This window comes from Hyalangium versicolor, assembly GCF_020103695.1.
GTDB lineage: Bacteria > Myxococcota > Myxococcia > Myxococcales > Myxococcaceae > Hyalangium > Hyalangium versicolor.
In genome coordinates, this window is sequence record NZ_JAHXBF010000030.1 from 30,196 (window position 1) to 54,633 (window position 24,438).

General features: G+C 68.6%; 20 protein-coding genes. 13 read left to right on the plus strand and 7 right to left on the minus strand.

Going from position 1 to position 24,438, the window contains the following annotated elements:
• Positions 1-75 precede the first annotated feature (75 nt).
• Positions 76-1,443: a protoporphyrinogen oxidase gene (gene hemG, locus KY501_RS43290; RefSeq protein WP_224370188.1), complete on the minus strand. Its 1,368-nt coding sequence runs from the start codon at positions 1,441-1,443 to the stop codon at positions 76-78.
• A gap of 104 nt (positions 1,444-1,547) precedes the next feature.
• Between hemG and KY501_RS43295 the strand changes: the two genes are divergently transcribed.
• Positions 1,548-2,258, plus strand: coding sequence for an SDR family oxidoreductase (locus KY501_RS43295; protein WP_224370190.1), 711 nt, complete (start codon positions 1,548-1,550; stop codon positions 2,256-2,258).
• Between the two features lie 23 nt (positions 2,259-2,281).
• Here KY501_RS43295 and pdxH read toward each other — a convergent pair whose 3' ends face one another.
• The gene (gene pdxH, locus KY501_RS43300) at positions 2,282-2,866 is read right to left on the minus strand and encodes a pyridoxamine 5'-phosphate oxidase (protein ID WP_224370192.1); all 585 of its coding nucleotides are present in this window, start codon (positions 2,864-2,866) and stop codon (positions 2,282-2,284) included.
• A 95-nt stretch (positions 2,867-2,961) separates the two neighbouring features.
• On the opposite strand from pdxH, the gene glgA reads away from it, so the two are divergent.
• The 3 genes from glgA to KY501_RS43315 are packed head-to-tail and all read left to right on the plus strand — an operon-like array spanning position 2,962 to position 5,822.
• Complete coding sequence (gene glgA / locus KY501_RS43305; RefSeq protein ID WP_224370195.1) at positions 2,962-4,389, plus strand: glycogen synthase GlgA; 1,428 nt, start codon at positions 2,962-2,964, stop codon at positions 4,387-4,389.
• Between the two features lie 33 nt (positions 4,390-4,422).
• Positions 4,423-5,346: a serine/threonine protein kinase gene (locus KY501_RS43310; protein WP_224370197.1), complete on the plus strand. Its 924-nt coding sequence runs from the start codon at positions 4,423-4,425 to the stop codon at positions 5,344-5,346.
• A complete protein-coding gene (locus KY501_RS43315; RefSeq protein ID WP_224370199.1) occupies positions 5,346-5,822 on the plus strand; it encodes an LEA/WHy family protein in 477 nt (158 codons plus the stop codon). The genes KY501_RS43310 and KY501_RS43315 overlap by 1 nt, the downstream gene beginning before the upstream one ends.
• Positions 5,823-5,835: 13 nt before the next feature.
• Here the strand turns inward: KY501_RS43315 and KY501_RS43320 are convergent, their stop codons facing one another.
• The gene (locus KY501_RS43320; RefSeq protein ID WP_224370201.1) at positions 5,836-7,236 is read right to left on the minus strand and encodes a hemolysin family protein; all 1,401 of its coding nucleotides are present in this window, start codon (positions 7,234-7,236) and stop codon (positions 5,836-5,838) included.
• 54 nt (positions 7,237-7,290) lie between these two features.
• Here KY501_RS43320 and KY501_RS43325 point away from each other — a divergent pair, with 54 nt between their 5' ends.
• Positions 7,291-8,094 (plus strand): pilus assembly protein N-terminal domain-containing protein, encoded by an 804-nt coding sequence (locus tag KY501_RS43325; protein ID WP_224370203.1) that lies wholly within the window; start codon positions 7,291-7,293, stop codon positions 8,092-8,094.
• A complete protein-coding gene (locus tag KY501_RS43330) occupies positions 8,091-8,639 on the plus strand; it encodes a class I SAM-dependent methyltransferase (protein WP_224370205.1) in 549 nt (182 codons plus the stop codon). Before KY501_RS43325 ends, KY501_RS43330 begins: the two co-directional genes overlap by 4 nt.
• 2 nt (positions 8,640-8,641) lie before the next feature.
• Here KY501_RS43330 and KY501_RS43335 read toward each other — a convergent pair whose 3' ends face one another.
• A complete protein-coding gene (locus tag KY501_RS43335) occupies positions 8,642-9,442 on the minus strand; it encodes an SdiA-regulated domain-containing protein (RefSeq protein WP_224370207.1) in 801 nt (266 codons plus the stop codon).
• 108 nt (positions 9,443-9,550) lie between these two features.
• Between KY501_RS43335 and KY501_RS43340 the strand changes: the two genes are divergently transcribed.
• Positions 9,551-11,176: a hypothetical protein gene (locus KY501_RS43340; protein WP_224370209.1), complete on the plus strand. Its 1,626-nt coding sequence runs from the start codon at positions 9,551-9,553 to the stop codon at positions 11,174-11,176.
• Positions 11,177-11,212: 36 nt separating this feature from the next.
• Here the strand turns inward: KY501_RS43340 and aat are convergent, their stop codons facing one another.
• Together aat and KY501_RS43350 are read right to left on the minus strand one after the other, a co-directional pair.
• Positions 11,213-11,896, minus strand: a complete 684-nt coding sequence (gene aat, locus KY501_RS43345; RefSeq protein ID WP_224370211.1) for a leucyl/phenylalanyl-tRNA--protein transferase — start codon at positions 11,894-11,896, stop codon at positions 11,213-11,215.
• Between the two features lie 25 nt (positions 11,897-11,921).
• Positions 11,922-12,767: an LEA/WHy family protein gene (locus KY501_RS43350; protein WP_224370213.1), complete on the minus strand. Its 846-nt coding sequence runs from the start codon at positions 12,765-12,767 to the stop codon at positions 11,922-11,924.
• A 56-nt stretch (positions 12,768-12,823) separates the two neighbouring features.
• Here KY501_RS43350 and KY501_RS43355 point away from each other — a divergent pair, with 56 nt between their 5' ends.
• Positions 12,824-13,462 carry a putative metallopeptidase gene (locus KY501_RS43355; RefSeq protein ID WP_224370215.1) on the plus strand — a complete coding sequence of 213 codons (639 nt, stop codon included), beginning with the start codon at positions 12,824-12,826 and terminating at the stop codon, positions 13,460-13,462.
• Positions 13,463-13,670: 208 nt separating this feature from the next.
• Entirely contained in the window at positions 13,671-15,830 is a 2,160-nt protein-coding gene (locus tag KY501_RS43360; RefSeq protein ID WP_224370217.1) for a PhnD/SsuA/transferrin family substrate-binding protein, read from the plus strand.
• A 24-nt stretch (positions 15,831-15,854) separates the two neighbouring features.
• On the opposite strand, the gene KY501_RS43365 is transcribed toward KY501_RS43360, so the two are convergent.
• Positions 15,855-16,964 carry a radical SAM protein gene (locus KY501_RS43365; protein WP_224370219.1) on the minus strand — a complete coding sequence of 370 codons (1,110 nt, stop codon included), beginning with the start codon at positions 16,962-16,964 and terminating at the stop codon, positions 15,855-15,857.
• A gap of 244 nt (positions 16,965-17,208) precedes the next feature.
• Between KY501_RS43365 and KY501_RS43370 the strand changes: the two genes are divergently transcribed.
• The 4 genes from KY501_RS43370 (at position 17,209) to KY501_RS43385 (ending at position 24,438) form a co-directional block, all read left to right on the plus strand.
• A complete protein-coding gene (locus KY501_RS43370; RefSeq protein WP_309243043.1) occupies positions 17,209-18,324 on the plus strand; it encodes a sensor histidine kinase in 1,116 nt (371 codons plus the stop codon).
• A complete protein-coding gene (locus KY501_RS43375; protein ID WP_224370223.1) occupies positions 18,321-20,645 on the plus strand; it encodes a hybrid sensor histidine kinase/response regulator in 2,325 nt (774 codons plus the stop codon). Before KY501_RS43370 ends, KY501_RS43375 begins: the two co-directional genes overlap by 4 nt.
• Before the next feature lie 296 nt (positions 20,646-20,941).
• A complete protein-coding gene (locus KY501_RS43380; protein ID WP_224370225.1) occupies positions 20,942-22,069 on the plus strand; it encodes a sensor histidine kinase in 1,128 nt (375 codons plus the stop codon).
• A gap of 23 nt (positions 22,070-22,092) precedes the next feature.
• Positions 22,093-24,438, plus strand: a complete 2,346-nt coding sequence (locus KY501_RS43385; protein ID WP_224370227.1) for a hybrid sensor histidine kinase/response regulator — start codon at positions 22,093-22,095, stop codon at positions 24,436-24,438.

The following is a 24,438-nucleotide window of genomic DNA, read 5'->3' on the forward strand; positions in this document are numbered from 1 at the left end:
CGGATGACGCCGAACGGTCGCCGGAAGCGGGTGAGCGGTCGGTCCCGACAGGGCTGACCGCTCCGGTTGTCCACGTCAGCCCGCCAGCGTGTCACCCAGCGCGAAGGCATTCCGGATGCAGTCGTTGATGCCCACACCCTTGTATGCATTACCCGTCAGGTGCAGCCCCGGCAGCCGCGCCAGCGCCGCATCGATGGTGGCAATCCGCCCGAGATGCCCCACGTTGTACTGGGGAATGCCTCGCGTCCAACGGAAGACCTCCGTGAAGACAGGAGCCGCCGTGACTCCCGCCAGCTCCTTCAATTCCTCTCGCGCGAGCGTCACCAGCGCCTCCTCGTTCAACGTCACCAGGTCCGGCCGCCGCGCTCCACCTACCATGCAGGTGTAGAGCACGCGCCCGCCCTCGGCGCGGAAGGGGAACACCGTGGAGGCGTGGATGGCGCCCAGCAGCCGCCGCTTTTCCAGGCTCGGCACCAGGAAGCCGAAGCCATCCGGTGGCGGAGTGCTGCCCGCCGCGTAGACCAGGTGCACCACCGCGATGGGTGCGTAGGCAATGCTCTCCACCAGCGCCGAGAGCTTCTCATCCAACGGCCGCAGCAGGCCCGCCGCCACATAGGCCGGAGTCGCCAGCACCACCTGCGAGGCCATCAACTCCGCCTGCCGCCCATGCTCGCGCACCGAGACACGCCAGCCACCGTTGCCAGGCACGAGCCCCTCCACCTTCGCTCCCGTGTGCACCGCCGGCCCCAGCGTGCGAGCAATGCCTTCCACCAACGTCTCCAAGCCTCCCTCGAAGGTGCTCAACGCACCGCGTAACTTCTCCGAGCCTCCCTCCGGCAACGCCTTGCGCTGGGCCTTCTGGGTGCGAATCGCTCCGAGGATGAGGCTGCGGTGCTCTCGCTCCAACTTCGACAGCTGCGGGAACGTGGCGCCCACGCTCAGTGCATCCATGTCTCCCGCGTAGATGCCCGTCTGCACCGCATCCAGCAGCACCGAGGTCGCCACCTTTCCCAGGTGACGCCGCCCGAAGGCGCCCAGCGACTCATCCATCTCCGAGGCCGCCCGGCCCGTGAACAGCTCGCCCATCACGCGCAGGCGCGCGCCCAACGGAAGGATGTCCGACTTCAAGAACGCCGGAGGCGACGCAGGCACCGAGCGCAGCCTCCCACGCGTGTACAGGTAGCGCGCCTTCGCCGCGGGATCCGCCGCGCGGATCAATCCCTCCACGCCCACGCCCGCAGCCAGCTCGCGCGTCGCGGGCTCTTTGTCGAGGAAGCTGTTGGGTCCTGCTTCTGTTACCAACCCATCACGTCTCCGGGTCTGGATGTTCCCACCGAGTCGAGTTTCACCTTCCAGTAAGACCACATCCTTCCCACGGGCCCGCAAACGGTAAGCCAATGCGAGACCGGAAATTCCCCCTCCAATGACAGCGATAAAGCTCATGTTTCCGTTGCTCCTGGATCCGATCTGCCTTTGCTCGTGTAGGTCACTCGGGTCAAGGGTCCCATCGGTTGTGCCTACAGCCAGTGAAGCGTCTTAATACATGTATGCGCTACGCCATCTCAGGGGCCAGCCGCGGGCTTGGCCTCGAATTCGTTCGACAACTCGTTGCTCGTGGCGACACCGTTGAAGCGGGAGCTCGCGTTCCTTCGGAGGCCCGGCAGTTGGCTTCCCTGGCGCGAGACGCCGGTCATCGCCTGCGTATCCATCCACTCGATGTCACGGACGACAACAGCGTGCGAGCCTTCGCCGCCGCGCTGCAGACGTCGCCCGTCGACGTGTTGATCAACAACGCGGGAGTGGGTGGTTCGTGGAACCCGCTCCTCAGCATCGACTGCGCCGACATGGCACGGACGATGGAGGTCAACACCATTGGAGCCATGCGCCTGTCCTCGGCGCTGCTCCCCAACATCCTCAAGGGGAGCACGCGGAAGATCGTCTATCTGACCACGCGCATGTCCTCGATGACGGACAACACGCCGGCCGGCGTCTACGGCTTCGTGGGCGGCGCGTATGCCTACCGGATGTCCAAGGCCGCGCTCAACGCGGGCATGCGGACCATGGCCGTGGACTTCAAGGAACAGGGCCTCATCACCGCCGTCATCAACCCGGGTTGGGTGCAGACGGAGCTCGGCACCAAGAACGCCTTCATGAAGGTGGAGGACTCCGTTCAGGGCATGCTGAGGGTGATCGACGATCTCTCCGCGGCCCGGAGCGGCATCTTCATCGACTACCAGGGCAATGAGGTGCCCTGGTAGGGCGGTGGGCCCGGGGCTCGCGCTCACGGGTAGAGCATCTCGGTGCTCCAGCCGGAGCCGGTGCGCGTGTAGACGAGGCGCTCGTGCAAGCGGTTGGGGCGCGAGTGCCAGAACTCGATGCGATCCGGGATGACCCGGAAGCCCGACCAGTGCGGCGGACGGGGAATGGGCTGGCCCTCGTGCTGGCGGGTGAGCGCGTCCACCCGCTCCTCGAGCACCTGGCGCGAGGGCAGCGGCTGGCTCTGCTGGCTGGCCCAGGCGCCAATCTGACTGCCCCGAGCCCGGCTGTGGAAGTAGCCATCCGCCTCGGCATCCGTGACGCGCTCCACGCGTCCCTCGATGCGGATCTGCCGCTCCAGGGGGGCCCAGTAGAAGACGAGCGCCGCGGCCGGGTGGCCCTGCAGCTCGCGCCCCTTGCGGCTCTCGAAGTTGGTGAAGAAGACGAAGCCGCGGGCATCGAAGTCCTTGAGCAACACCACCCGCGCCGAGGGCCGGCCGTCATCCCCCACCGAGGCGACGATCATCGCGTTCGGGTCCACGGGGATGGCCTTCCGGGCCTGCTCATAGATGGCGGCGAAGCGCTCGATGGGATCCTGGGGCAGTTCCATATCACCCACCCTAACAATCCCACCCGGCCAGGGAAGACCGCACTCGCGCTTCTTCTTAAGGTTGACTCACAGGCTCCACACGGCATGTTTCGGGAATGAGAATCCTTTTCATCGCCTCGGAGGTCGCCCCCTTCTCCAAGACGGGTGGACTCGGGGACGTGGCCGGTGCCCTGCCCGCGGCGCTGGCGGCGCTCGGCCATGACGTGAAGGTGGTCACTCCGCGCTATGCGGAGGTGAAGGATCCTCGGTTGGTACCTACCGGTCACTCCCTGCAGCTGCGCTTCCCCTTCGGAGAGGAGGGTGGCCCCATCCTCTCGGTGCGCATCGCGGAGCGCCTCGAGGTGCTCTTCCTGGAGAACGAGCGGTTCTTCAACCGCACCGGCATCTATGGGGATGCGTTCGGCGAGTTCGGGGACAACCACCGGCGCTTCGCCTATCTGAGCATCGGCGCGCTCCAGGCGGCCCAGCGGCTCCAGTTCATCCCGGACATCGTCCACCTGAACGACTGGCAGACGGGGCTGGCGGGGGTGGCGCTCCAGCGCGGTTTCCAGCACACGCCGCTGTCCAGGGCGCGGTGCGTCATGACCATCCACAACCTGGCGTACCAGGGGCAGTACAGCAAGGACGTGATGGGGGAGCTGGGGCTGCCGTGGGACCTGTTCACCTCCCATGACGGCATCGAGTTCTACGACACGGTGAACTTCCTCAAGGCGGGGCTGGTGTTCTCGGACTCCATCACCACGGTGTCGCCCACCTACGCCAAGGAGATCCAGACGCCGGAGCTGGGCTGCAACCTGGACGGGCTGCTGAAGCGGCAGCAGGGGCGGGTGGTGGGCATCCTCAACGGCATCGACGTGCACGAGTGGGACCCAGCCACGGACGGCCTGCTGCCGGCGCGCTACAGCGTGGGGGACATGGCGGGCAAGGCGGCGTGCAAGCGCGAACTGTTGAAGCGCATGGGGCTGCCGGAGGGGGATGCGCCGGTGCTGGGCATCGTCAGCCGGCTGGCGTGGCAGAAGGGGGTGGACCTGCTGCTGGATGTCCTACCCACGGCGTTGCAGGCGGACCTGCGCTTCGTGGCGGTGGGCAGCGGCGAGGGGCACTACGAGCACGGCCTGAGGGAGCTACAGGCCCGTTTCCCCAAGCAGGTGGGGGTGCAGATTGGCTTCGACCGGGCCCTGTCCCACCTGGTGGAGGCGGGGGCGGATTTCTTCGTGATGCCCAGCCGGTACGAGCCCTGTGGGCTCAACCAGATGTACTCCCTGCGCTATGGGACGGTGCCCATCGTCCGGGCGACGGGGGGGCTGGTGGACACGGTGGAGGGGGGCCTGGACGGCAACGGCATCCTCTTCGAGGCCTTCCACCCCGCGGCCCTGCTGGCGGCCGTCCGCCGGGGGCTGGCGCTGTATGCGGACCCCCAGCGCCTGGAGGCTTTTCGACGCCGGGGGATGGAAAGGGACTTCTCCTGGGCCGTGTCAGCCCGTAGGTATGAGAGTCTCTTCTTCTCCCTGCGTAAGGAATAGTAGGTCGGGGACAGGCGCGGTAGGCTCACGATCGTGGCGGAAGCATTGGAGTTGGGAGGGTACGAAGTCATCGGCCGCCTGGCAGTGGGCGGCATGGCCGAGGTGTACCAGGCCCGTGCCCGCGTGGCGTCGCAGCGCTCTCCGGGCGAGCCCGAGGAGGTGGTGCTCAAGCGGCTCCACCCGTCCTTCCGGGCGGATGCGGCGTACGTGAAGTCCTTCGTGGACGAGGCCAAGCTCACCGTCCGCCTGCGTCACCCGAACATCGTCCGCACGTTCCGCCTCTTCAAGGCGGGGCCGGACTACCTGATGGTGCAGGAGTTGGTGAGCGGGCGGACCCTGGCGTTCATGCAGGGGCTGCTCATGAAGGTGGGCACCTCCATGCCCCCGGAGGCCTCCTGCTACATCGCCTGGTGCGTGCTCAAGGCGCTGGATTACATCCACCGGGCCAAGGTGGGGGAGAACGGGGCCAACATCGTCCACCGGGACGTCAACCCGACCAACATCCTCCTGGGCGTGCAGGGCGATGTGAAGCTCACCGACTTCGGCGTGGCCGAGGTGGAGGGCGTGATGCAGGGCGACTCGGGGGCGCTGCGCGGCACGGTGGCGTACATGAGCCCGGAGCAGGTGCTGGGCCAGTCGGTGGACTCGCGCAGTGACTTGTACGCGGTGGGCGTCATCCTCTGGGAGTTGTTCGCCAACCGGCGGCTGTACGGCACGGAGCAGGGCGGCGAGTCGGAGCTGATGCTCCGGGTGCGGGACGCGAAGGCTCCGCTGCTGTCCTCGCTCAACCTGGGCCTGCCGGACTACGCGGTGCAGGTGGTGCGCAAGGCCCTGTTCGCGGACAGGACGCGGCGGTTCCAGACGGCCGCGGAGTTCATCAAGGCGCTCGAGGTGATGGCCCAGCGTGCAGGCTGGCCTCTCTCGGTGGAGGCGCTGCGGCCGCTGCTGGGCGGGTGATGCGCGCGCTCGGGGTGGTGCTGGGGCTGCTGTTGCTCACCGGGTGCCGCGGGGTGCCCTGGCGGTACGACGCCTATGACGCGGCCGTGCGCGTGGAGGCGCTGGATCTGCGCTTCGCGCCGGATGGCACGGGCCTGTTGGCGCTGAAGCTGGAGGTGCGCAACCCGTCCTCGGATCCGGCGCTGCTCATCGGCGTGGACTTCGACCTGGCGGTGGACGGGCGCCGGCTGGCGGAGGGGCTCCAGCAGGTGGAGGTGCCGGTGGGCGAGGACGGACGGGCGCAGTCGGTGGAGGTGTCCTTCCCGCTCACGGCCCAGGGTGCACCGGGGACGGCGTCCCGTCTCTCCCATCAGGTCCAGCTGATGGGAGGGGGGTTGCTGCGGTACGGCCCGCGGACGGAGCGCCGGGCCGCGTTCCGCGTGGAGCGGGTGATGGAGGTGCCCTGGCTGCCTCCTCCCGAGCCCCTGTTGGAGTGAGGGGCAGGTGGGCTCAGAACTTCGCTGGAGGTGGGGGCTCGGAGCGCCCATCTCCCCCGGAGGCTGGCTCGGAGCGCCCGTCTCCCGTCGCCGGTTCGGCTCGAGCCTCTCCGCGGCCATCCTTGTCCTTGGCGGTCGCCCCCTTGGGCCGGACCACCCGCACCCGATCGATGCGCGCGCCCTCCTTCGCCGCGACGGTGAACTGCAGCCCGCCATAGGTGAAGCGCTCGCCCACGTCCGGCAGGTGGCCCGCCAGCGATGAGAGGAAGCCTCCCAGCGTGTCGAAGTCTCCCTCGGGCAGCTCGAAGCCGAACGTCTGGGTGAACTGCTCCACCTCCAGCGCCGCGTCCACCATGAAGCTGCCGTCGGCCTGCTTCTCCACCAGCTTCTCGTCCACCTCGAACTCGTCGCCGATGTCGCCGACGATCTCCCGGAGGATGTCCTCCAGTGTGACGATGCCCATGAAGCCGCCGTACTCATCCACCACCATCGCCATGTGGATGCGCTTCTTCTGCATGTCTCGCAGCAGGTCGCCAATGGGCTTCATCCACGGCACGAAGTTCGCCGGGCGGATGACATCCTGCAGGACGATCAGCTCCGGATGCTGGAGCAGCGGAATCAAGTCCCGGGCGTGCAGGATGCCCACGATGTGGTCCTCGTCATCCCGGTACACCGGGATGCGCGAGTGGTTCTCCTCCGCCAGCAGCCGCAGCACCTCCATGGGCGGGGTGGAGATCTCCACCGTAATCACTTCGGTGCGAGGCACCATCACATCCCGGCAGCGCTTGTCGGACAGCTCGAAGATGGAGCGGATGAGCTGCGGAGCGCTCTTGTCCACCTCGTTGTTGGCTGCCTGCGCCGCCAGCAGCTTCTCCAACTCGTCCAGGGGCGGGGGCGGGGGCTCGAAGCGCAGCGTGCGGCCGAAGGTGCGCGCCACGAGGTTCAGCATGCCCAGCAGCACCCGCATGGGCGCGTAGAAGAGGAACACCAGCACCGAGACGAGCCAGGACAGGCGCAGCGCCCACCGGTCCGACCCGGCGTTGGCCAGGCCGCGCATCGTCACTTCCATGAGGCTGGCCAGCACGCCCACGAAGAGGGCTCCGGCCGTCACCGTGGCCACCGGCAGCCACGCGTCGTCCCCCAGGCGGTTGAAGTCCAGCATCCGCGGGGGCGCCAGTGCGCCAATGGCCGCCGCCAGGAATCCACAGAGCACACTGCCCAGACGCAGCGCGGTGGCGGTGGCTTCGCGCTCGGTCTTGTGGCGCAGCACGCGCTTGCCGGCGCTGCCGTTCGTCTCCGCCAGCTCCTGGGCACGCAGGTCGGACGTGCCGTAGAGAGCGGACTCGGCGGCGGCGACCAGCGCGCGCAGGAAGCAGAGGGCCAGACAGGCGACCCAGAGGGCCCAGGTAGGCATGGAGCCCCCTTCTTAACCTGTGCTAAGGGGTCATACCACTTCGCCGGAGGCCCGATGTCCGCACCTGTGCCATTCAGGACGGGGCTGGGGGGCATCCTGCTCGCCACCTTCCTGCTGCTACCCCTCCGGGCCCTTGCGTGGCCGGTGGACCTGGTCTTCCCCCTGGAGAGCGGTGCGGACCGCTTCCACAAGCTCACCGCCGTGGAGTGGGTGGACGTGGAGGACCCCTCCGTGGCCTCCGTGGAGCTGCTCTCCGGCAGCAATGAGCTCCTCATCACCGGCAAGCGTCCGGGGCGGACGCTCATGCTCCTCTATGCGGAGGGGAAGATGGGGGTGTGGCGCCTGGTCGTCACCGCGCCCGGGGTCCGGCCCACGCCCGAGGCTGCTCCCGAGTTGCTCGCCGCTGCCCGCAAGGTCTGCCCAGGGCTCCAGGTGAACGAGGGGGCCGAGCGCTCACTCGTCGTCTCCGTGAAGGACTCGGCCTGTCGCAAGGCGCTCCTGGACCTCTTCCGGACGGATGCCTGGCTCGCGCGGGAGCTCGAGGTCACCTTCGAACTCCCCGTGCTCCAGGAGCAGCTCTCGGCGCTCTCTCCGCGCTTGAAGGAGCTGGGGCTGGAGGCTCGCTACAGCGGCGCGGGCATCATCCTTCAGGGAAAGGCCTCGCCCGATGCCCATCGGCGCGCGCTCTGGGAGCTGTTCCGCCAGTCCGTGGGCCGTGTGCCCCTGGAGGACCGCGTGACGATTGATGCCCCCGAGGCCACACCTGACGCGGGCACCGAGCCGGTGGACGCGGGGCTGGTACCGGTCGAGGCCGCGGAGAAGCCGGTGAAGCGCAAACGTGGGGCTCCGGCGAAGTGACGGAGGCTCTCGTTCTGCTCCTGGGAGCACTCCTCCTGGGAGCCATGCTGTCCATCGTCTTCTCGACGCTGCGGACCGGCATCTCCCCCATGCCCACCCTGGGCAAGGTCCGCCGCCAACTGCTGCCCCTGATCGAGTCGGACCTCTCGGGAACGATCCTCGAACTCGGTTGTGGCTGGGGAACGCTGGCCTTCGCCCTGGCGGACCGCTGTCCCCGGGCCCGGGTGGTGGCCTTCGAACTGTCCCCGCTCCCGTTCGCGTTCTGCTGGCTCCGCCAGCGCCTCGCCCCTCGCTCCAACCTCGAGCTCCAGCGCCAGGACTTCTTTCGCGCCTCCTTCTCCGACGCCGCCCTTGTCGTCTGCTACCTCTTCCCGGGAGCCATGACCCGGTTGGCCCCCAAGCTCCTTGCGGAGCTGCCGCCGGGCACGCGAGTCCTCAGCCACACCTTCGCGCTCCGAGGATGGAAGCCCCTGCGCACGCTCATGGTCGATGACCTGTACCGCACTCCCATCTACCTCTACGCCGTGCCCTCGCCGGACGCCTGAGGTCACGGATCGACGCGGAGCACGCCTCCCGCGTCATCCGCGATGAACGCGCGGCCGGAGCCATCGAGCGCCAGCCCCTCGGCCCGGGCACCAGGGACGGTCGCCTCCCGCACCCGCTTCCCCTCTCGGGTCAGCTCGTACACCCGGCCCTCCTCCTTGCCGCTGCCGGACTCGGTGATCAGGAAGTGGCCTGATGCCGTGTCATAGGTGACGTCCGAGGCCTGGTGCTCGACGATGTCCGAGAGATCGATCACCTCCACGGCTCGGGCCTTACCCTCCTTCTCGGTGAGCGGAACGTCCAGCTTCACCAGCCGGGCAGGGTGCTGGTTGATGCAGTAGAACGCCCGCTGCTCGGGCACGTAGCACAGCCCCTCCGTGCTCTTGTTCCCGTGCTTTCCGATCACCCGCTTGCCCTCGAGCTTCGTCTCCACCTCGTACTCGGCCTGGATCTCCAGCGAGTCGGGGTCCAGCGCGTACAGCTTCGGAGACTTCTTCTCCTCGATGACGAAGACGCGGCCGTCGGGCCCCACGGTGACGCCCTCGAAGCCGTGGTCCTTGATGCGGGTTTGGTGCAGCACCTGTCCATCCCGCGTGAGTTCCGCCACGTCCCCATGATCTCCCACGACGAAGAGCGTCCCTCTCGTGGGGTGGAAGACGATGCCGCTGGGCTCCTTCACGGCCTTGGAGTTCGGGGAGAGCACCGCCGTCGCCTTCGCCCCTGGACGGAAGGGAAGGTCCGCCAGCTCCCGTCGGGCCACGAGGGGACGCACCTGCACGGGAGGCGGATTGGCGTCAGAGGGCATGAGGCTCCTGGGAAGAACCGAGGCAGTGTCAAACCCGCTACTGCTTCCGTCAAGGCAACCGGGCACCGGCATGACAGGGGAGTGAACAGGGCGATAGCCTTTCGGGCCATGCTCCCACGCGCGATGCCAGCGGTCCTGGTGGTGCTGCTGCTGGCCCTGCTCGGGCCAGGTGTGGCGCTGGCGTGCAAACCTGTTCCTTCGATTCCCTGGACGAAGCGGACGGAGGATCAACGCGTCGAGCTGAGCATGAAGCGCCTGCAGCCGGAGCTGGGGTCCAGCTCTCCCCTCAGCCTCCAGTATCGAAGGAAGGGCAAGGTCCTCTGGACGACTCCGATCGAAGAGTTCGTCCCCGCCGAGGATGTGCTCCTCACTCGGGATGGATCCGCGGTTCTCGTCATCCGGCGGCGCCTCGCGAAGTTCACCCTCTATGGAGGGACCTTTGGAAACATCTCTGGCTTCTGGTCCTTCGAGAACGTGCTGACTCGCTCCGAGATCCAGCGTCTCCCCAGCCCGTGTCCCACCCGGGAGTGGGTAAGGGATGCGAGGGTGGAGGGCGACACGTTCATCTTCGTGTCCCCCGTGGAGGCTCCCGTCGGCGGAGCCCGCCTTTCCCGGTACGTCACCTTCGAGGTCTCCTTGATGGCGGGCATGCACCGCTACCCCTCGCTCATCCTTCAGACTCCGCCGGAACTCATCCGGATGTACCGCCAGGAGGAGTCCCTGCTCGAGCGCGTGCGCATCGCCGATGAGCTGTGGACGGTGTCTCGAGGCGACCGTTCGAAGATGCCCGCCGATCTGCCTCTCTTCTGGCTGGAGGTCTTGAGGGATCCCAAGACTCCCCGCTCCGTGCTCCCCATCGCCGCGGCGGGCCTGGGCGCGAGTGGCACGGACGCGGAGCTCCGGAGCCTGAGCCAGCTCCCACCGAAAGCTCCGGAACGGGACGCCAGCATCCTCCGGGCGCTCGGGGAGCGGAGGCAGGAGGAAGCGGGCACCTACGCGGTGCGCATCCTCGAGCAACAGCACCCGCTGGAGCATGTCCGTGCCGCCGCGCTCCACCATCTCTTCACGAGGGGTGGGACGGCGGAGCAGCTCGGCCAGATGTTCCTCCAGAAGGACAAGACCCTGCGCGATCGGGACACGGTGCTCCTCCGGGTGGCCGAGCTCGAGGTGCTCCTGGCGTTCTGGCAGGTGCTGCCCTTCTGTACGGACACGAGCGAGTGGGTCCGCGCCGGGGCCGCGCGCAGTCTGGTGTCCATCCTCGAGGACTCACGCAAGGTGGCGGCGCTCCTGCCCGATATGAGCGACGGCGCCGAGTCCAGCCTGAAGACCGGTTGTCCCGAGGCCTTGGTCCTTCTGGGCGCCATCGCCGAGAAGAAGCGGGATGCGCAGCGGGCCTCGCGTCTGTATGGCCTCGGAATCGAGGGGCTGGAAGCGTCACCCTTCGAGCCCCTTCAGGACACCGAGTCGCTGCTGCCCGAGGCCCAGGTCCGGCTCGCCCTCCTGGCGAAGGAGGCTGGCAACTGGGAGGACGTGCGGCGGCTCGGTACCGAGGTGCTCGGCGCCTCCTATAAGAAGGCGCTGATCTGCGCTCCGGATCCTGTTCTGTACAAAACACACCTGGGGCCGGGAGAGTGTGTGAAGCCTCGAACCGCCGAGGCCGTGGCGAGGCAACTCCTGCGCGAGGCGCGATCCCAGGGAGGAAAGGGCCGCAATCGGCCCCAGGCCTCGGAGTGAGCTCGCGTGCGTGAAGGGCGGAGCCGGACGCCCGGCTCAGGTCCACGGGCCGCGGCGGGTGGGCTCCTTCAACGCCTTCACCAGCGCGGTGAGGAAGCGGCGGCGCGGCCAGTGCTCGGCGCCGAAGCGGGCCAGGTGCTCCGTCTCCACCTGGCAATCCACGAAGTGGAAGCCCCACTCCCGGAAGCGCTCCACGGCCGTGGCGAAGGCCACCTTCGAGGCATCCGGCCCATGCGCGAACATGCTCTCGCCGAAGAAGGCCGCTCCCAGCGAGACGCCGTAAAGGCCTCCCTTCAGCCGGTCTCCCTCCCAGGCCTCGATGGAGTGCGCGAAGCCCAGTTGGTGCAGCGTGATGTACGCCTCGCGCATGTCATCGGTGATCCACGTGCCGTTCTGCCCCGGACGCGGCGTCTCCGAGCACGCGGAGATGACGTCCGCGAAGGCCGTGTCCCAGCGCACCTCGTAGACACCGGCCTTCATCGTCTTGCGGAGGCTGCGGCCCACGTGCAGCTTCGCCGGCTCCAGCACGAAGCGCGGATCCGGCGAGTGCCACAGCAGCGGCTGGCCCTCCACGGGCCAGGGGAAGATGCCGCGCGAGTACGCGGACAACAGCCGCTCCGGGCTCAGGTCCCCACCCACTGCCAGCACGCCGCTGCGGTCCGCCTTCTCGGGCGGGGGGAAGAGCTCCGGATCGTCGGGGTCGAGCAGGTAGATGGGCACGGCCGAATGCTACCGGAGCCAGCCGCTACTTGGAGACGTTGAGCCGCACGGTGCCCTCGAGCGAATAGGGCACCTTCAGCAGGGGGCCCGCCAGCTCGCCCTTGAGCGTGTAGGTGAGCACGTTCTTGGCGATGAGCTGCTTCACCTCCGGCCCCCACGTGGCCGGAGACACCGAGGCCTCCAATGGGTACACGCCCGCCGCGGACGCGTCCACGGTGTCCGCCTTGGCCAACTGCCCCGTGCCCAGCGACTTGCCGTTCACCACCAGCTCGTAGTTGAGCTGGTCCACGCGCAGCGGGAAGGGGTTGGGGTTCTTCACGCCCACCCGGAAGGTGAGGTTCACCTCCGTGGCCGAGTAGCGCGCCGCATCCATGCTGTCCATCACCACCTCGGGCAGCCGGGGCACCCGCACCGAGCGCGAGGCGGCGAACGGGAGCGTCTCCACGTTCTGCCCCGAGCGCACCGTCAGGGTGCCTCGCAGCGCCAGCAGCATCGAGCCGCCGCGCTCGCTCAGCGTCTTCAGGTCCTCCGGGCCGCGCACGTAGGGGGCGCGCTCCTCGAAGGAGAAGGAGGTGGGCTGGTTCGCTGCCACCGGGACGTTGAGCGAGGCCGTTCCCGTCTTCACCACCTGCCCGTCGGAGACGAGCTCGTAGTCCGCCTTCTCGATGACGCCGGGCACGGGGCTCTCCACCTGACCGGCGTAGCGGACGGTGGCGTCCGTCAGCGCCTGGTGGGGGACCGTGGTTTCCTGCAGGGTGAGGACGGGAGGGTTGTCCGGTCGGGCCGGCGCCGAGGCGCAGCCGAGCCAGAGGGTGACCAGGAGGGCAGGGACCAGGGACGCAGCGAGGGCGAAGGGCTTCACAGGGAACATTGTGCGGGCCTCCCGGGCTGCTCCCAAGAGGATTTCCGCTAGACTGTCCACCACTCGTGGCCCCACGTCGCCCCAACCTCAACAAGGCACTCCGCGCCCTCATCCGAGACATCGCCGTCCGGATGCCGGAGTTCAGCCACGTGAAGGCCAGCCGCATCCTCGTGGTCGCCGGTGAGGCGCGCCGGGCCTCGCGCGGCACGGTGAAGCCCCTGTGCTTCCGCGGCGGCAAGAGCATGGACCGGACCGGCCGCCGCAAGCCCATCATCCGCATCCGCGGCCGGCGCATGCTGTACTGCATCACCCTGCGCCCGCTCTTCTTCCGCGGCTCCACCGCCCGGGCGCGCATCGAGACCGTCATCCACGAGCTCTTCCACTGCTCGCGCCGCTTCGACGGGACGCTGCACGCCGGACGGCGGCACGACGTGCTGGGCAAGTACTTCTCCCGGCGCCTGCGGCCGCTGGTGCGCCGCTACTTCAAGGAGTGTCCCGCGGAGCTGAAGGCCGCCTTCGCCTACCGCGGCGAGGTGCGGGTGCTGCAGTGGCTGGAGCGCCCAGGCCCTTCCTACGTGCCGGGGCACTCGCGCGTGCGCAAGGTGTACACCGAGGAGCAGCTCTTCTACGGCGTCGCCCGCATGGTAACCCCCAAGCCTCGCGTCACGCGTGAGGCGGGGGCTCGTCCGCCCAAGTTGCACTGACGCTCCTGCCGCCCTCCTTCCCGTACTCTTCTGGGAGAGGGCCGGGTCGCCAGTGACTTCTTCTCAGATCGCGGTATTACGGTGCGGGTGAAGGGTGTGGGCCGGAGCGCCGAGATCATCGATCATCGTGTATTCGCGGCGAGACGTTCGGCATGCTCGGATAGCGGCAGCCGCGGGTCTTCGGGAGACCCGAGGGCAGGAGAATGGTTTGTCATCGCTGAGTCCTCCCATCCGATTCCTGATCTACCCCTCGCTGGGTGAGGTCAAGGAGCACGTCCGGATCGAGTTCTTCGGGAGACTGCTGTCCCAGCGAGCCGGGCGTCCCATCGTGGTGGAGGTGGCGCGCACCTACGAGATGGTGGAGGAGGAGCTCGCCGCGGGCCGCGTGGACATGGCCTGGGCCACCGCCGAGCAGTGCAACGCCTTCGAGTCCCAGGCCCATGCCGTGCTCCGCGCCGTGCGCGCCGGGCGCCTGTACTACCACGCCGCCCTCATTGGCCGGGCGGCTCAGCCCCTCACCCTGGAGACGCTGAAGGGCAAGCGCGCTGCCTGGGTCGCGCCGCTCTCCACCGGAGGCTATCTGCTGGCCCGGCGCTACCTGGAGAACCGAGCCCTGTCGCCCGAGGACGTCTTCGCCGAGCAGCGCTTCGTGGGCAGCTACCGCAACGCCCTGCTCGCCGTGCTCAATGGCGCGGCGGACGTCACCTCGCTGTTCATCACCCATCCGGATGAAGTCACCGTGCGCGCGGCCCTGTCCCAGCGCGTGGGCGCCTCCGAGCACCTGCTGACCCCCTTCGCCTATACCGAGCCCACCCTCTCGGACGGCATCATCCTCACCCGCCGGCTGTCCGAGGCGGATGCCGTCTCCATCATGGCCGCGCTCACCGGGCTCACCCAGGAGGGCATGGGCCTGGAGCCGCTGCTCGGGCTCTTCATGATCGACGGCTTCGCGCTCGCCTCCCAGGGGCAGGGGGCTCCGCCGTTGCGGACCCAGCGCGCGGAGTACCTGGCGGCGGAGCTCGATCACGAGGAGCGCTTCCAGAGCCTGAGCTCCTCCGCGGGCTCGGTCTTCGGCCAGGATCTCCATCGCAAGAAGGGCCGCACGCTGAGTGATGTGCTGCCCGCGGAGGCGGCTGCTCCGCTGGAGGCGCTGGCGCGCGCGGCGCGGCACCATGGGATCGGCGGCCGGGCCGAGTATCGCCTGGAGGTGGACAGGCAGATGCGCCTGTATGCCGCCGAGGCCACGCCCCAGCCTTCGGCCGCGGGCGAGCCTCCCCCCGGCACCGCCCTGCTGGTGCGTGACATCACCGAGCAGAGCGCGCTGGAGACGGAGCTGTACCGGCTGGCCTCCTTCCCGCTGCTCCACCCCGAGCCGATGCTGGAGTTGGGGCAGAACGGCGTGCTGCACTACGCCAACCCGGCCGCGAACAAGGCGTTCCCGGACTTGATGGTGCTCAGCTCGCACCACCCGCTGGTGGTGGCGGCGAAGGCCTGGCTCGAGGCCGGCGCGGCGCGGAATGCGCCTCCGGTGGTGGAGATCGCCCTGCGTCACTGGGAGCTGGTGGTCTTCTCCATGGAGGAGGCCGGCGTCATCCGGGTGTTCGCCAAGGACGTGACGGAGCGCAAGCAGATGGAGGCGCGCCTGTTCCACTCCGATCGCATGGCCGCCCTGGGCACCCTGGCCGGGCGCGTGGGCCATGAGATGAACAATCCCCTGGCCTACCTGATGGCCAACCTCTCCTTCGCGCGTGAGGAGATCCAACGGCTGCGCCAGGCGCTGCGCGCCGATCCACGCGAGGAGACGCTCGATGAGTTCGACGAGGTGCTCGCCGCGCTGGGCGAGTCCTGGGACGGCGCGGACCGGCTGCGGGTGATCATCCAGAGCCTGGACCTGCTGGTGCGCGAATCCCCCGCCAACCGCGCGTGGGTGGACGTGCACCAGGTGCTGGAGGGCAGCCTGAAGCTGGTCAGCAATGACTTGCGCCACCGCGCCCGCCTGGAGAGGGACTTCCAGCCCGTGCCGCTGGTGGAGGCGGACGAGGCGCGGCTGGGGCTGGTGTTCCTCAACGTGCTGCTCAACGCGGTGCAGGCCATGTCCGACCGCGACGCCGCGCGCAACGTACTGCGTGTGAGGACGCGCACCAGCCCGGCCGGCCACATCGTCGTGGAGGTGGAGGACACCGGCGAGGGGATGAAGCCCGAGGTGCTGGCCCGCCTCTTCGAGCCCTTCTTCACCACGCGCCCCAACAGCCTCGGCATGGGGCTGTCCGTGAGCCACGCCATCATCACCAGCCTGGGGGGCACTCTGCAGGCGGAGAGCCAGTTCGGCCTGGGCACTCTCATCACCATCACCCTGCCTCCCGAGTAGCGCCTCGGAGGCAAGGGCGCCGCATCAAGGCAGCTGCGGGTGATCCGGTTTCTTCTCCCAGCTCGCGGGGGGATCGATGCGGGTGATGGGCGGACGCGGGGCGGGGTAGTCCGGCCGCTGGTCGATCCGGGCACGGACCTCCTCGGAGCCGAAGTGGTAGTCAATGCGGCGCGCGGCCTGGGCCCACTCCTTCCGCGTGCGCACGGGCCTCAGGAGCTCCACCACGAAGGGATCCTCGGGCCGCTCGAACACGCGCTCCCACAGCACCTGGGCGGGTTCCTCGAGGAGATTGCCCACGGTGCCCTCGTAGACGGCCATGCCGCGCACGTCTCCATCCGGCTCGATCTGCATCAGGTAGCGGGCGGCTCTGTCCCTGGCGACATCCTCGGGATGCATCTGCAGCCAACGCCCGTCCGTCATCCTCAGCCGCACCGAGGCGGGCAGCAGCGAGCGCAGGTGCTTGAGCGTGTTGGGGCTCGTGAGGTGATGCAGCTGCTCATCCGTCAGCAGCTCGCGGTCCGCGAAGCCCTGCCGGTTGCCCAGCCCCGCGGGGATTGCCGCCCCGAAGAAGACGAACTTCACTTCCGGGAAGCGGGGGACCAGCTCGCGGCAGAACGCCTCGAGCTGCTGGAAGTTGCTCTGCACCACCACGCAGTCGACTCCGAGCATGATGGATCTGCCGGTGCGCTCCCGCTCCTCGCGGGCCGCGTCGTTCAGCAAGGTGAGCGCTCTCATGGCCCGGTCGAAGCTGCCCGGCCGGCCCCGGATGGACTCGTGGATCCGGGCCGTCGCTCCGTCCACGCTGACGTGGATCTGCGCGAAGAGCCGGAGCATCTCCGGGATCATCTCCGGCTCCAGCAGCCAGCCGCTTGTGTAGAGCGCCACCGGGATGCCCGCCGCGTGAAAGCGCTCGGCGACCTGGAAGAGCCCCTTCACGAGCAGCGGCTCGCCCCCACTCAGCTGCACCGAGGGCGGCCGCAGCGAGATGAGCGCATCCGCCACGCGAAGCATGTCCGCCAACCCCAACTGGCGGGACGCTCTCCGCCCTGACTCTGAGTAACAATACGTGCAGCGCAGAGGGCACGCATACGTGACATCCCAGATGACATCAGGGGAGCGAGAGGGCGAGCGCATTTGAAATGCAATGTAAGCGTAATAATTTGACGATACAAATTTTTCGGAGCCGACTAGGAATGTCTGTGTTTGCTGGATGAACCTTATTTGCTGGAGTTGAATGTTTCACAGCTTCAGGTTGCGACGCTCCCGGTTTGGGTAGGTCGAGCAATGTTTGATATAAAAATCCAACATGCCTGGAAACACTGCGTCATCCATTTCGGCTCCTGAGGGCAGAGCACCTGTCCTGCAGCGAGTGCTCATCGTGGATGACGATCCGGCGAGTCGGAACACGGTCGCGGCCCAGTTGGCGCCCGTGGGCTACCGCATCCGGTTTGCTTCCAGTGGGGCGGAGGCCCTGGCCCTGGTGAGCGAGGAGCAGCCCGATCTCGTCCTGCTGGATGTGATGATGCCGGGCATGAATGGGCTGGACGTGTGTCGGCGCCTGCGCGAGCGCCTTCGTGAGGACTACATCCCGATCATCCTGATCACCGCGCTGAGCGGGCGCAGCGACATGATCGAAGGACTGCAGGCGGGCGCCGACGACTTCCTGCGCAAGCCCCTCCATGGCCCCGAGCTGAGGGCCCGTGTTGGCAACCTGCTCCAGGTGCGCGACTACCACCGGTTCGTGGCCGCCGAGCGGGATCAGGCGCTGGCGACGGTCGACTCGCTTCGCCAGCAGGTTCTGCAGGCGGACCGGCTCGCCACGCTGGGCACCTTCGCCGCCGGCGTGAGCCATGAGCTGAACAACATCGCCCAGGTGCTGCGCGCCGCCGTGGAGCCCCCCGAGCCCGGAGAGGAGGGCGAGGGCTCGGTGGAGGAGCCGTCTACTCGGGACGTGCTCACGCATGTGGCCGGCCATATCTCGGAGCTGTCGCGCACCATCCTGCGGATTGCCCGCCCCACGGATGGACACCTGCCGGAGACGGATCTCTGCCGGACGCTGGAGGAGGTGCGCAACATGCTGCGGCTCACCGGGCGGACGCGGCATGCGCGGGTGTCCGTGGTGGTGCCCTCGGAGCCCTGCCTCATCCGCGCCAACCCGGTGCACGCCCAGCAGGTGTTCCTCAACCTGCTCGCCAATGCGGCCGATGCGGTGGCGGACCGGCGCGATCCCGTCATCGAGGCGGGGGTTCGCGTCACCGCGGATGGAGCCATCGAGGCGTGGGTGCAGGACAACGGCCCGGGCATGTCCGAGGAGGTGATGGCTCGCATCTTCGAGCCCTTCTTCACCACCAAGCCGGTGGGAGTCGGGACGGGGCTGGGGTTGCCCGTGGTCCAGCAGATCGTCGAGGGGTGGGGGGGACGCATCCATGCCCAGAGTCAGCTGGGGAGTGGCACCCGCATGGTGGTGGCGATCCCGGCGGGGGGTAAGCCATGAACGCGGTCCAGCCTGTCGCGGCGCGGTTTCCGCTCTGGCTGCTCGCCGACTCGCAGGGGGCCGTCACCTCCTATAGCCCTGGCAGTGAGCGCATCCTCAACACCGAGCCCCAGGGGCGCACGCTGACGGAGCTCTTCAGCGCGGAGGTGGCGCGCCGGCTGCTGTCGGGCTCGGAGGACAGCCTCGAGTGGTGTCGCCCGGCGGACGAGGGGACCGAGTCCTCCGCCTGGCGCCTGGAGCGCCGCCGGCTCGAGGGTGGGGAGCTGCTGGTGCGCGGCGCGTCCAGGGCGCAGCAGGAAGAGGTGCCCAGCGCCTGGGAGCGGCGCATCACCCGCCGGCTGATCCACCCGTACGGGGACGTCATCGAGCAGCAGCGCAGGTTCATGCTCTCCATCTTCGACGCGGACCCCAACCTCATCTTCGTGAAGGATCGGCGCGGCCGCTTCATCTTCGTCAACAAGGCGGTGGGGGAGCTGTTCGGCACGACGCCGGATGAAGTCGTGCTGGCCCGCAACGCCGATGTGCATGACATCCAGGAGGAGCTGAAGGTCTACGACGAGGTGGACCAGCGCGTGCTCAACACCCGCTCGGTGGTGCGCCTGGAGGAGAGCGTCACCCGGCCGGATGGGAAGGTGTTCTGGTGCGACACGCACAAGCGCCCGCTGGATGCACCCAACGGGGAGACCTTCGTGCTGGGCATCTCGGTGGACATCACCGAGCGGCGGCGCGTGGAGGAGCTCCTCCAGGAGACCAACCGGCGGCTGGAGCTGGCGGTGAGCGCGGGCCAGCTCGGCCTGTGGGACTGGGATGTCACCGCGAACTCCGTGTACTTCTCGCCCGGTTGGAAGGCGCACCTGGGCTACGAGGACTCGGAGTTGCCCAACCAATTCGAGACGCTGGTGAGCCGCCTGCACCCCGAGGACAGCGAGCGCGTGCTCGAGGGGATGAACCGGCATGTGAGGGATCCGGCCAGCGGGGATCGCTTCACGCACGAGTTCCGCATGCGCGCGAGGGATGACTCGTGGCGGTGGATCGCCAGCTACGGCGTGGTGGGGCGCGATGCGCGGGGCCAGGGCGTGCGCGTCACCGGCTTCCATGCGGACATCACCGAGCGCAAGGATCGCGAGGCGGCCCAGGAGGTCCTTCGCGAGAACCAGCGCCTGGAGCGGCTGGCCCGGCTGAAGGACGAGTTCCTCGCCAATATGAGCCATGAGCTGCGCACGCCGCTCAACGCGGTGCTGGGCCAGTCGGAGGCGATGGCCGATGGCATCTTCGGCCCCGTCACCGAGGAGCAGCGCGCCGCGCTGAAGACCATCGAGGAGAGCGGGGAGCACCTGCTGTCGCTCATCAATGACGTGCTCGACATCTCGAAGAGCTCCGTGGGGCATCTGGAGGTGGCGCTCGAGGTGGTGACGGTGGACGAGGTGTGCCAGGAGAGCCTGCGCCTGGTGCGCGAGCAGGCTCGGCGCAAGGGCATCACGGTGGCCTACAGCAGCGATGCCGCCGGCACGTGCGTGTGGGCGGACCGCCGGCGGTGGCGCCAGGTGCTGCTCAACCTGCTCAGCAACGCGCAGAAGTTCACGCCGGAGGGCGGGCGCATTGGCCTGGAGGTGACGGCCCGGTCTGGCGGTGAAGTGGCCTTCACCGTCTGGGACACCGGGCCGGGGATCGCCGAGGCGGATCGGCAGCGCATCTTCGAGCCCTTCGTCCAGCTCGACGTGGGGTTGAACCGCCGCCACGAGGGCACGGGACTGGGGCTCGCCCTGGTGCACCGCCTGGTGGAACTGCACCACGGGCGGCTGGAGCTGGAGAGCGAGCTGGGCAAGGGCAGTCGCTTCACCGTGGTGCTGCCCGTGAGGGAGCCGGAGGCTGCCGAGGCCCTTCTGCCCCCGGTGGCCGCGCCCCGAGCTCCGGCTCCGCGGCGGCCGGCGACCAGCCTCGACTGCACGGTGCTCATCGCCGACGACAACGAGGCCAACACCCAGCACCTGGAGGACTACCTCGAGGCCTACGGCTGCCGCGTCGTCATCGCGAGGGACGGCGAGGAGGCCCTGCGCCTCTGCCGGGAGGTCAACCCCACCGTGGTGCTGATGGACATCCAGATGCCGAGGATGAGCGGGCTGGAGGCCATTCAGCGCCTGCGAGCCGAGCCTGCCATCGCCCACCTGCCCGTGGTGGCGCTCACCGCCCTGGCCATGCCCGGGGACCGCGAGCGGTGCCTGTCCGCGGGCGCCAATGACTACCTCAGCAAGCCCGTGCGGCTCGCCGATGTCCTCAGGGTCGTGCAGCAGTGGAGCTCGAACCCGGCGGCTCGTGGGTGAGCCCTGAGGGGCCGCGCGAGCGTCTCGCCGCAGTGCGTAAGCTCTCGCGCCGAGGCCCGCGCGCCTGCCCTTCAGGCCGTGAACCACCCGTTTCAAACGTCACGGGTGGTCCGGGGGAATCCGTCTTGATGCGTCTCATCCTCACCCATCGTGAATAGAAGGTTTCGGGAGCTGTTCTGGATCCGTGGTGCAGGTGGCTTGATCCCCGGAAGTCGTGTTAAAAACATTGTAAAATGCCAGATAAGCCTTCCTCCCCGTCGACGGCAGTGCAGGGGTCCTCGAGCTCACCTCGGCGGTTGCTCATCACCGATGATGACACCGCGAGCCGCAACACGGTTGCGGCGCTGCTATCTCCCACGGGGCACTCCATCCGGTTCGCGGCCAATGGGGAAGAAGCCCTGGCTTCCGTGGAGCGCGAGCCGCCGGATCTGGTGCTGCTGGACGTGATGATGCCGGGCCTGGACGGCTTCGAGGTGTGCCGCCGCCTGCGTTCCCGGCTGGGTGCGGACTACATCCCCATCATCCTCATCACCGCGCTGGACGGGCGCAGCGACATCGTCCGGGGGCTCGAGGCGGGGGCCGACGACTTCCTCCACAAGCCGGTGCACGGCGCGGAGCTGAGGGCGCGCGTCACCAACCTGCTCAAGGTGCGTGACTACCACCAGCTCGTGGCCTCCGAGCGGGACAGGGCGCTGGCCATGGTGGACGAGCTGCGCCAGCAGTTGCTGCGCGCGGACCGGCTGGCCACCCTGGGCACCTTCGCCGCGGGCGTGAGCCACGAGCTGAACAACATCGCCCAGGTGATGCGCGGCGCGCTCGAGGCGCCGGCCACCACCACCGAGGAGATCCTCAACATCCGGGACATCCTCATGCACGTGGGCGGCCACATCACCGAGCTGGCGCGCACCATCCTCAACATCTCCCGTCCCAAGGACAGCGGGGTGCTGGAGCTGGATCTCTGCCGGACGCTGGACGAGGTGCGCAGCATGCTGCGGCTCACCGGGCGCACCCGCCACGCCATCGTGGACCTGGTGATGCCCGAGCAGGCCTGTTTGATCCGCGCCAACAAGGTGCATGCCCAGCAGGTGTTCCTCAACCTGCTGAGCAACGCGGCCGATGCGGTGGCGGACCGGCGTGAGCCTCGCATCGAGATCGGCGTGCGCGCCGCGCCCGAGGGCCGCATCGAGGCGTGGGTGCAGGACAACGGCGCCGGCATGCCCGAGGAGGTGCTCACGCGCATCTTCGAGCCCTTCTTCACCACCAAGCCCACGGGGGCCGGCACGGGGCTGGGCCTGCCCGTCGTGAGGCAGCTCGTCGAGTCCTGGGGCGGCAGCATCCGGGTCCAGAGCCAGCCGGGGAGCGGCACGCGGATGGTGCTGGACATCCCCGCCGCCACGCCCACCGCCGCTGGTTCCGCTACGTAGGTCAGTTCCTCGAGGTTGCTTGCATGCGTCCCTCCGTGCCCTCCGTGGCTGAACATCCCCTCTGGCTGCTCGTGGATGCCGCGGGGGTTGTCCAGGCCTGCTCTCCCGGCAGCGCGCGGCTGCTGGGCAAGAACCCTCGGGGCCACGTGCTGACGGACCTCTTTGGCGAGCCCATGGGCCGCAAGCTGCTCGCCGCCCAGGAGGGCTTCATCGAGTGGGCGTGTCCCGTCTCCTTCGGGGACTCCGAGCCCGGGCCGTGGCGCCTGGAGCGGCACCGGTTCTCGGACGGGGGACTGCTCATCTGTGGTGGGGAGCTGAAGATGTCGGTGGCGGACGTGCCCGCCGCCTGGGAGCGCCGGCTCAGCCGCAAGCACCTCTCGCACCAGGGAGACCTGGCCGAGCAGCAGCGGGCCTTCATGCTGGCCATCTTCGACGCCGATCCCAACCTCATCTTCGTCAAGGATCGCCGGGGCCGCTTCATCTTCGTGAACCAGGCGTGCGCGGATCTGTTCTCCGCGCCGCCGGACGAGGTGGTGCTCAAGCACAACGCGGCGATCCACGCGGATGAGGACGAGCTCGAGATCTTCGACAAGGTCGACCGGGAGGTGCTCGTCACCCAGTCCGAGGTGCGCGTCGAGGAGAGCTTCACCCGCGCGGACGGAGCGGTGGGGTGGTTCGACACGCGCAAGCGGCCGCTGCGCGCCCCGGACGGAGCGGATTTCGTGCTGGGCATCTCGGTGGACATCACCGAGCGCAAGCGCATGGCGGAGCTGCTCCACGAGGCCAACCGGCGCCTGGAGCTGGCGGTGAGCGCGGGCCAGCTCGGCCTGTGGGACTGGGATGTGCAGGCGGGCACCATCTACCTGTCGCCCGTGTGGAAGGCGCAGGTCGGCTACCAGGACTCGGAGCTGGAGAACAGCCTTCAGACGTGGGAGAGCCTCATGCATCCCGAGGATCGCCCGCGCGCCCTCGAGGTCTCCCGGCAGTACGTGAGCGATCCGTCCAACGGCGACCGCTACGTGAACGAGATCCGCATGCGGGCCAAGGATGGCTCGTGGCGGTGGATCGCCAGCTACGGCCTGGTGGGGCGTGACGAGCAGGGCCAGGGCGTGCGCGTCACCGGCTACCACGTGGACATCACCGCCCGGAAGGCGCGCGAGGCGGAGCAGGAGCTGCTGCGCGAGAACCTGCGCCGGACGAACGAGGACCTGCAGCGCCTGGCGCGGATGAAGGACGAGTTCCTCGCCAACATGAGCCACGAGCTGCGCACGCCGCTCAACGCGGTGCTGGGGCAGGCGGAGGCGATGAGCGAGAGCATCTTCGGCCCCGTCACCGAGGAGCAGCGCGTCTCGCTGAAGACCATCGAGGAGAGCGGCCGGCACCTGCTGTCGCTCATCAACGACGTGCTCGACATCACCAAGAGCACGGTGGGGCGCCTGGAGCTGAACCTCGGCGCGGTGCCGGTGGAGGAGGTGTGCCAGGAGAGCCTGCGTCTGGTGCGCGAGCAGGCCCGCCGCAAGGGCATCACCGTCACCTATGCCAGCGATGGCCAGGTGTCGTACGTGTGGGCGGACCGGCGGCGGCTGCGGCAGGTGTTGCTCAACCTGCTGGCCAACGCGCAGAAGTTCACGCCGGATGGCGGGCGCATCGGCCTGGAGGTGACGGCGCGGCCCGGCGGCGAGGTGGCCTTCACCGTTTGGGACACGGGCCCCGGCATCGCCAGGGCGGACTGGCAGCGCATCTTCGAGCCCTTCGTCCAGCTCGATGCGGGTCTGGATCGCCGCCACGAGGGTTCCGGGCTGGGACTGGCCCTGGTGCGCCGCATGGTGGAATTGCACCAGGGACGGGTGGAGTTGCAGAGCGAGGTAGGCAAGGGCAGCCGCTTCACGGTGGTGCTGTCCGTGGAGGAGCCGAGCGTGGCCGAGGCGCCGATCACCTTGCCGACCAGCCGGACTCCAGCTCCCATTCCCTCGGAGGTCAACGCGTGCACGGTGCTGATCGCGGATGACAGCGAGGTGAACACCCGGCACCTCGAGGACTACCTGACGGCCTACGGCTTCCGCATCATCATCGCGCGCAATGGCGAGGAAGCGGTGCGCATGTGCCGTGAGTCGAAGCCTTCGGTGGTGCTGATGGACATCCAGATGCCGCGCCTCAACGGGCTGGATGCCATCCGCCAGCTCCGTTCGGAGTCGGAGACGGCCCATGTGTCCATGGTGGCGCTCACCGCCCTGGCCATGCCTGGGGACCGCGAGCGGTGCCTGGAGGCTGGCGCGGATGCCTATCTCAGCAAGCCGGTGCGGCTCTCGGAGGTGCTGGAGGTGGTGCGGGCGCTCAGCTCGCGCACGGGCGTGAGCGTGGGTCTCTGA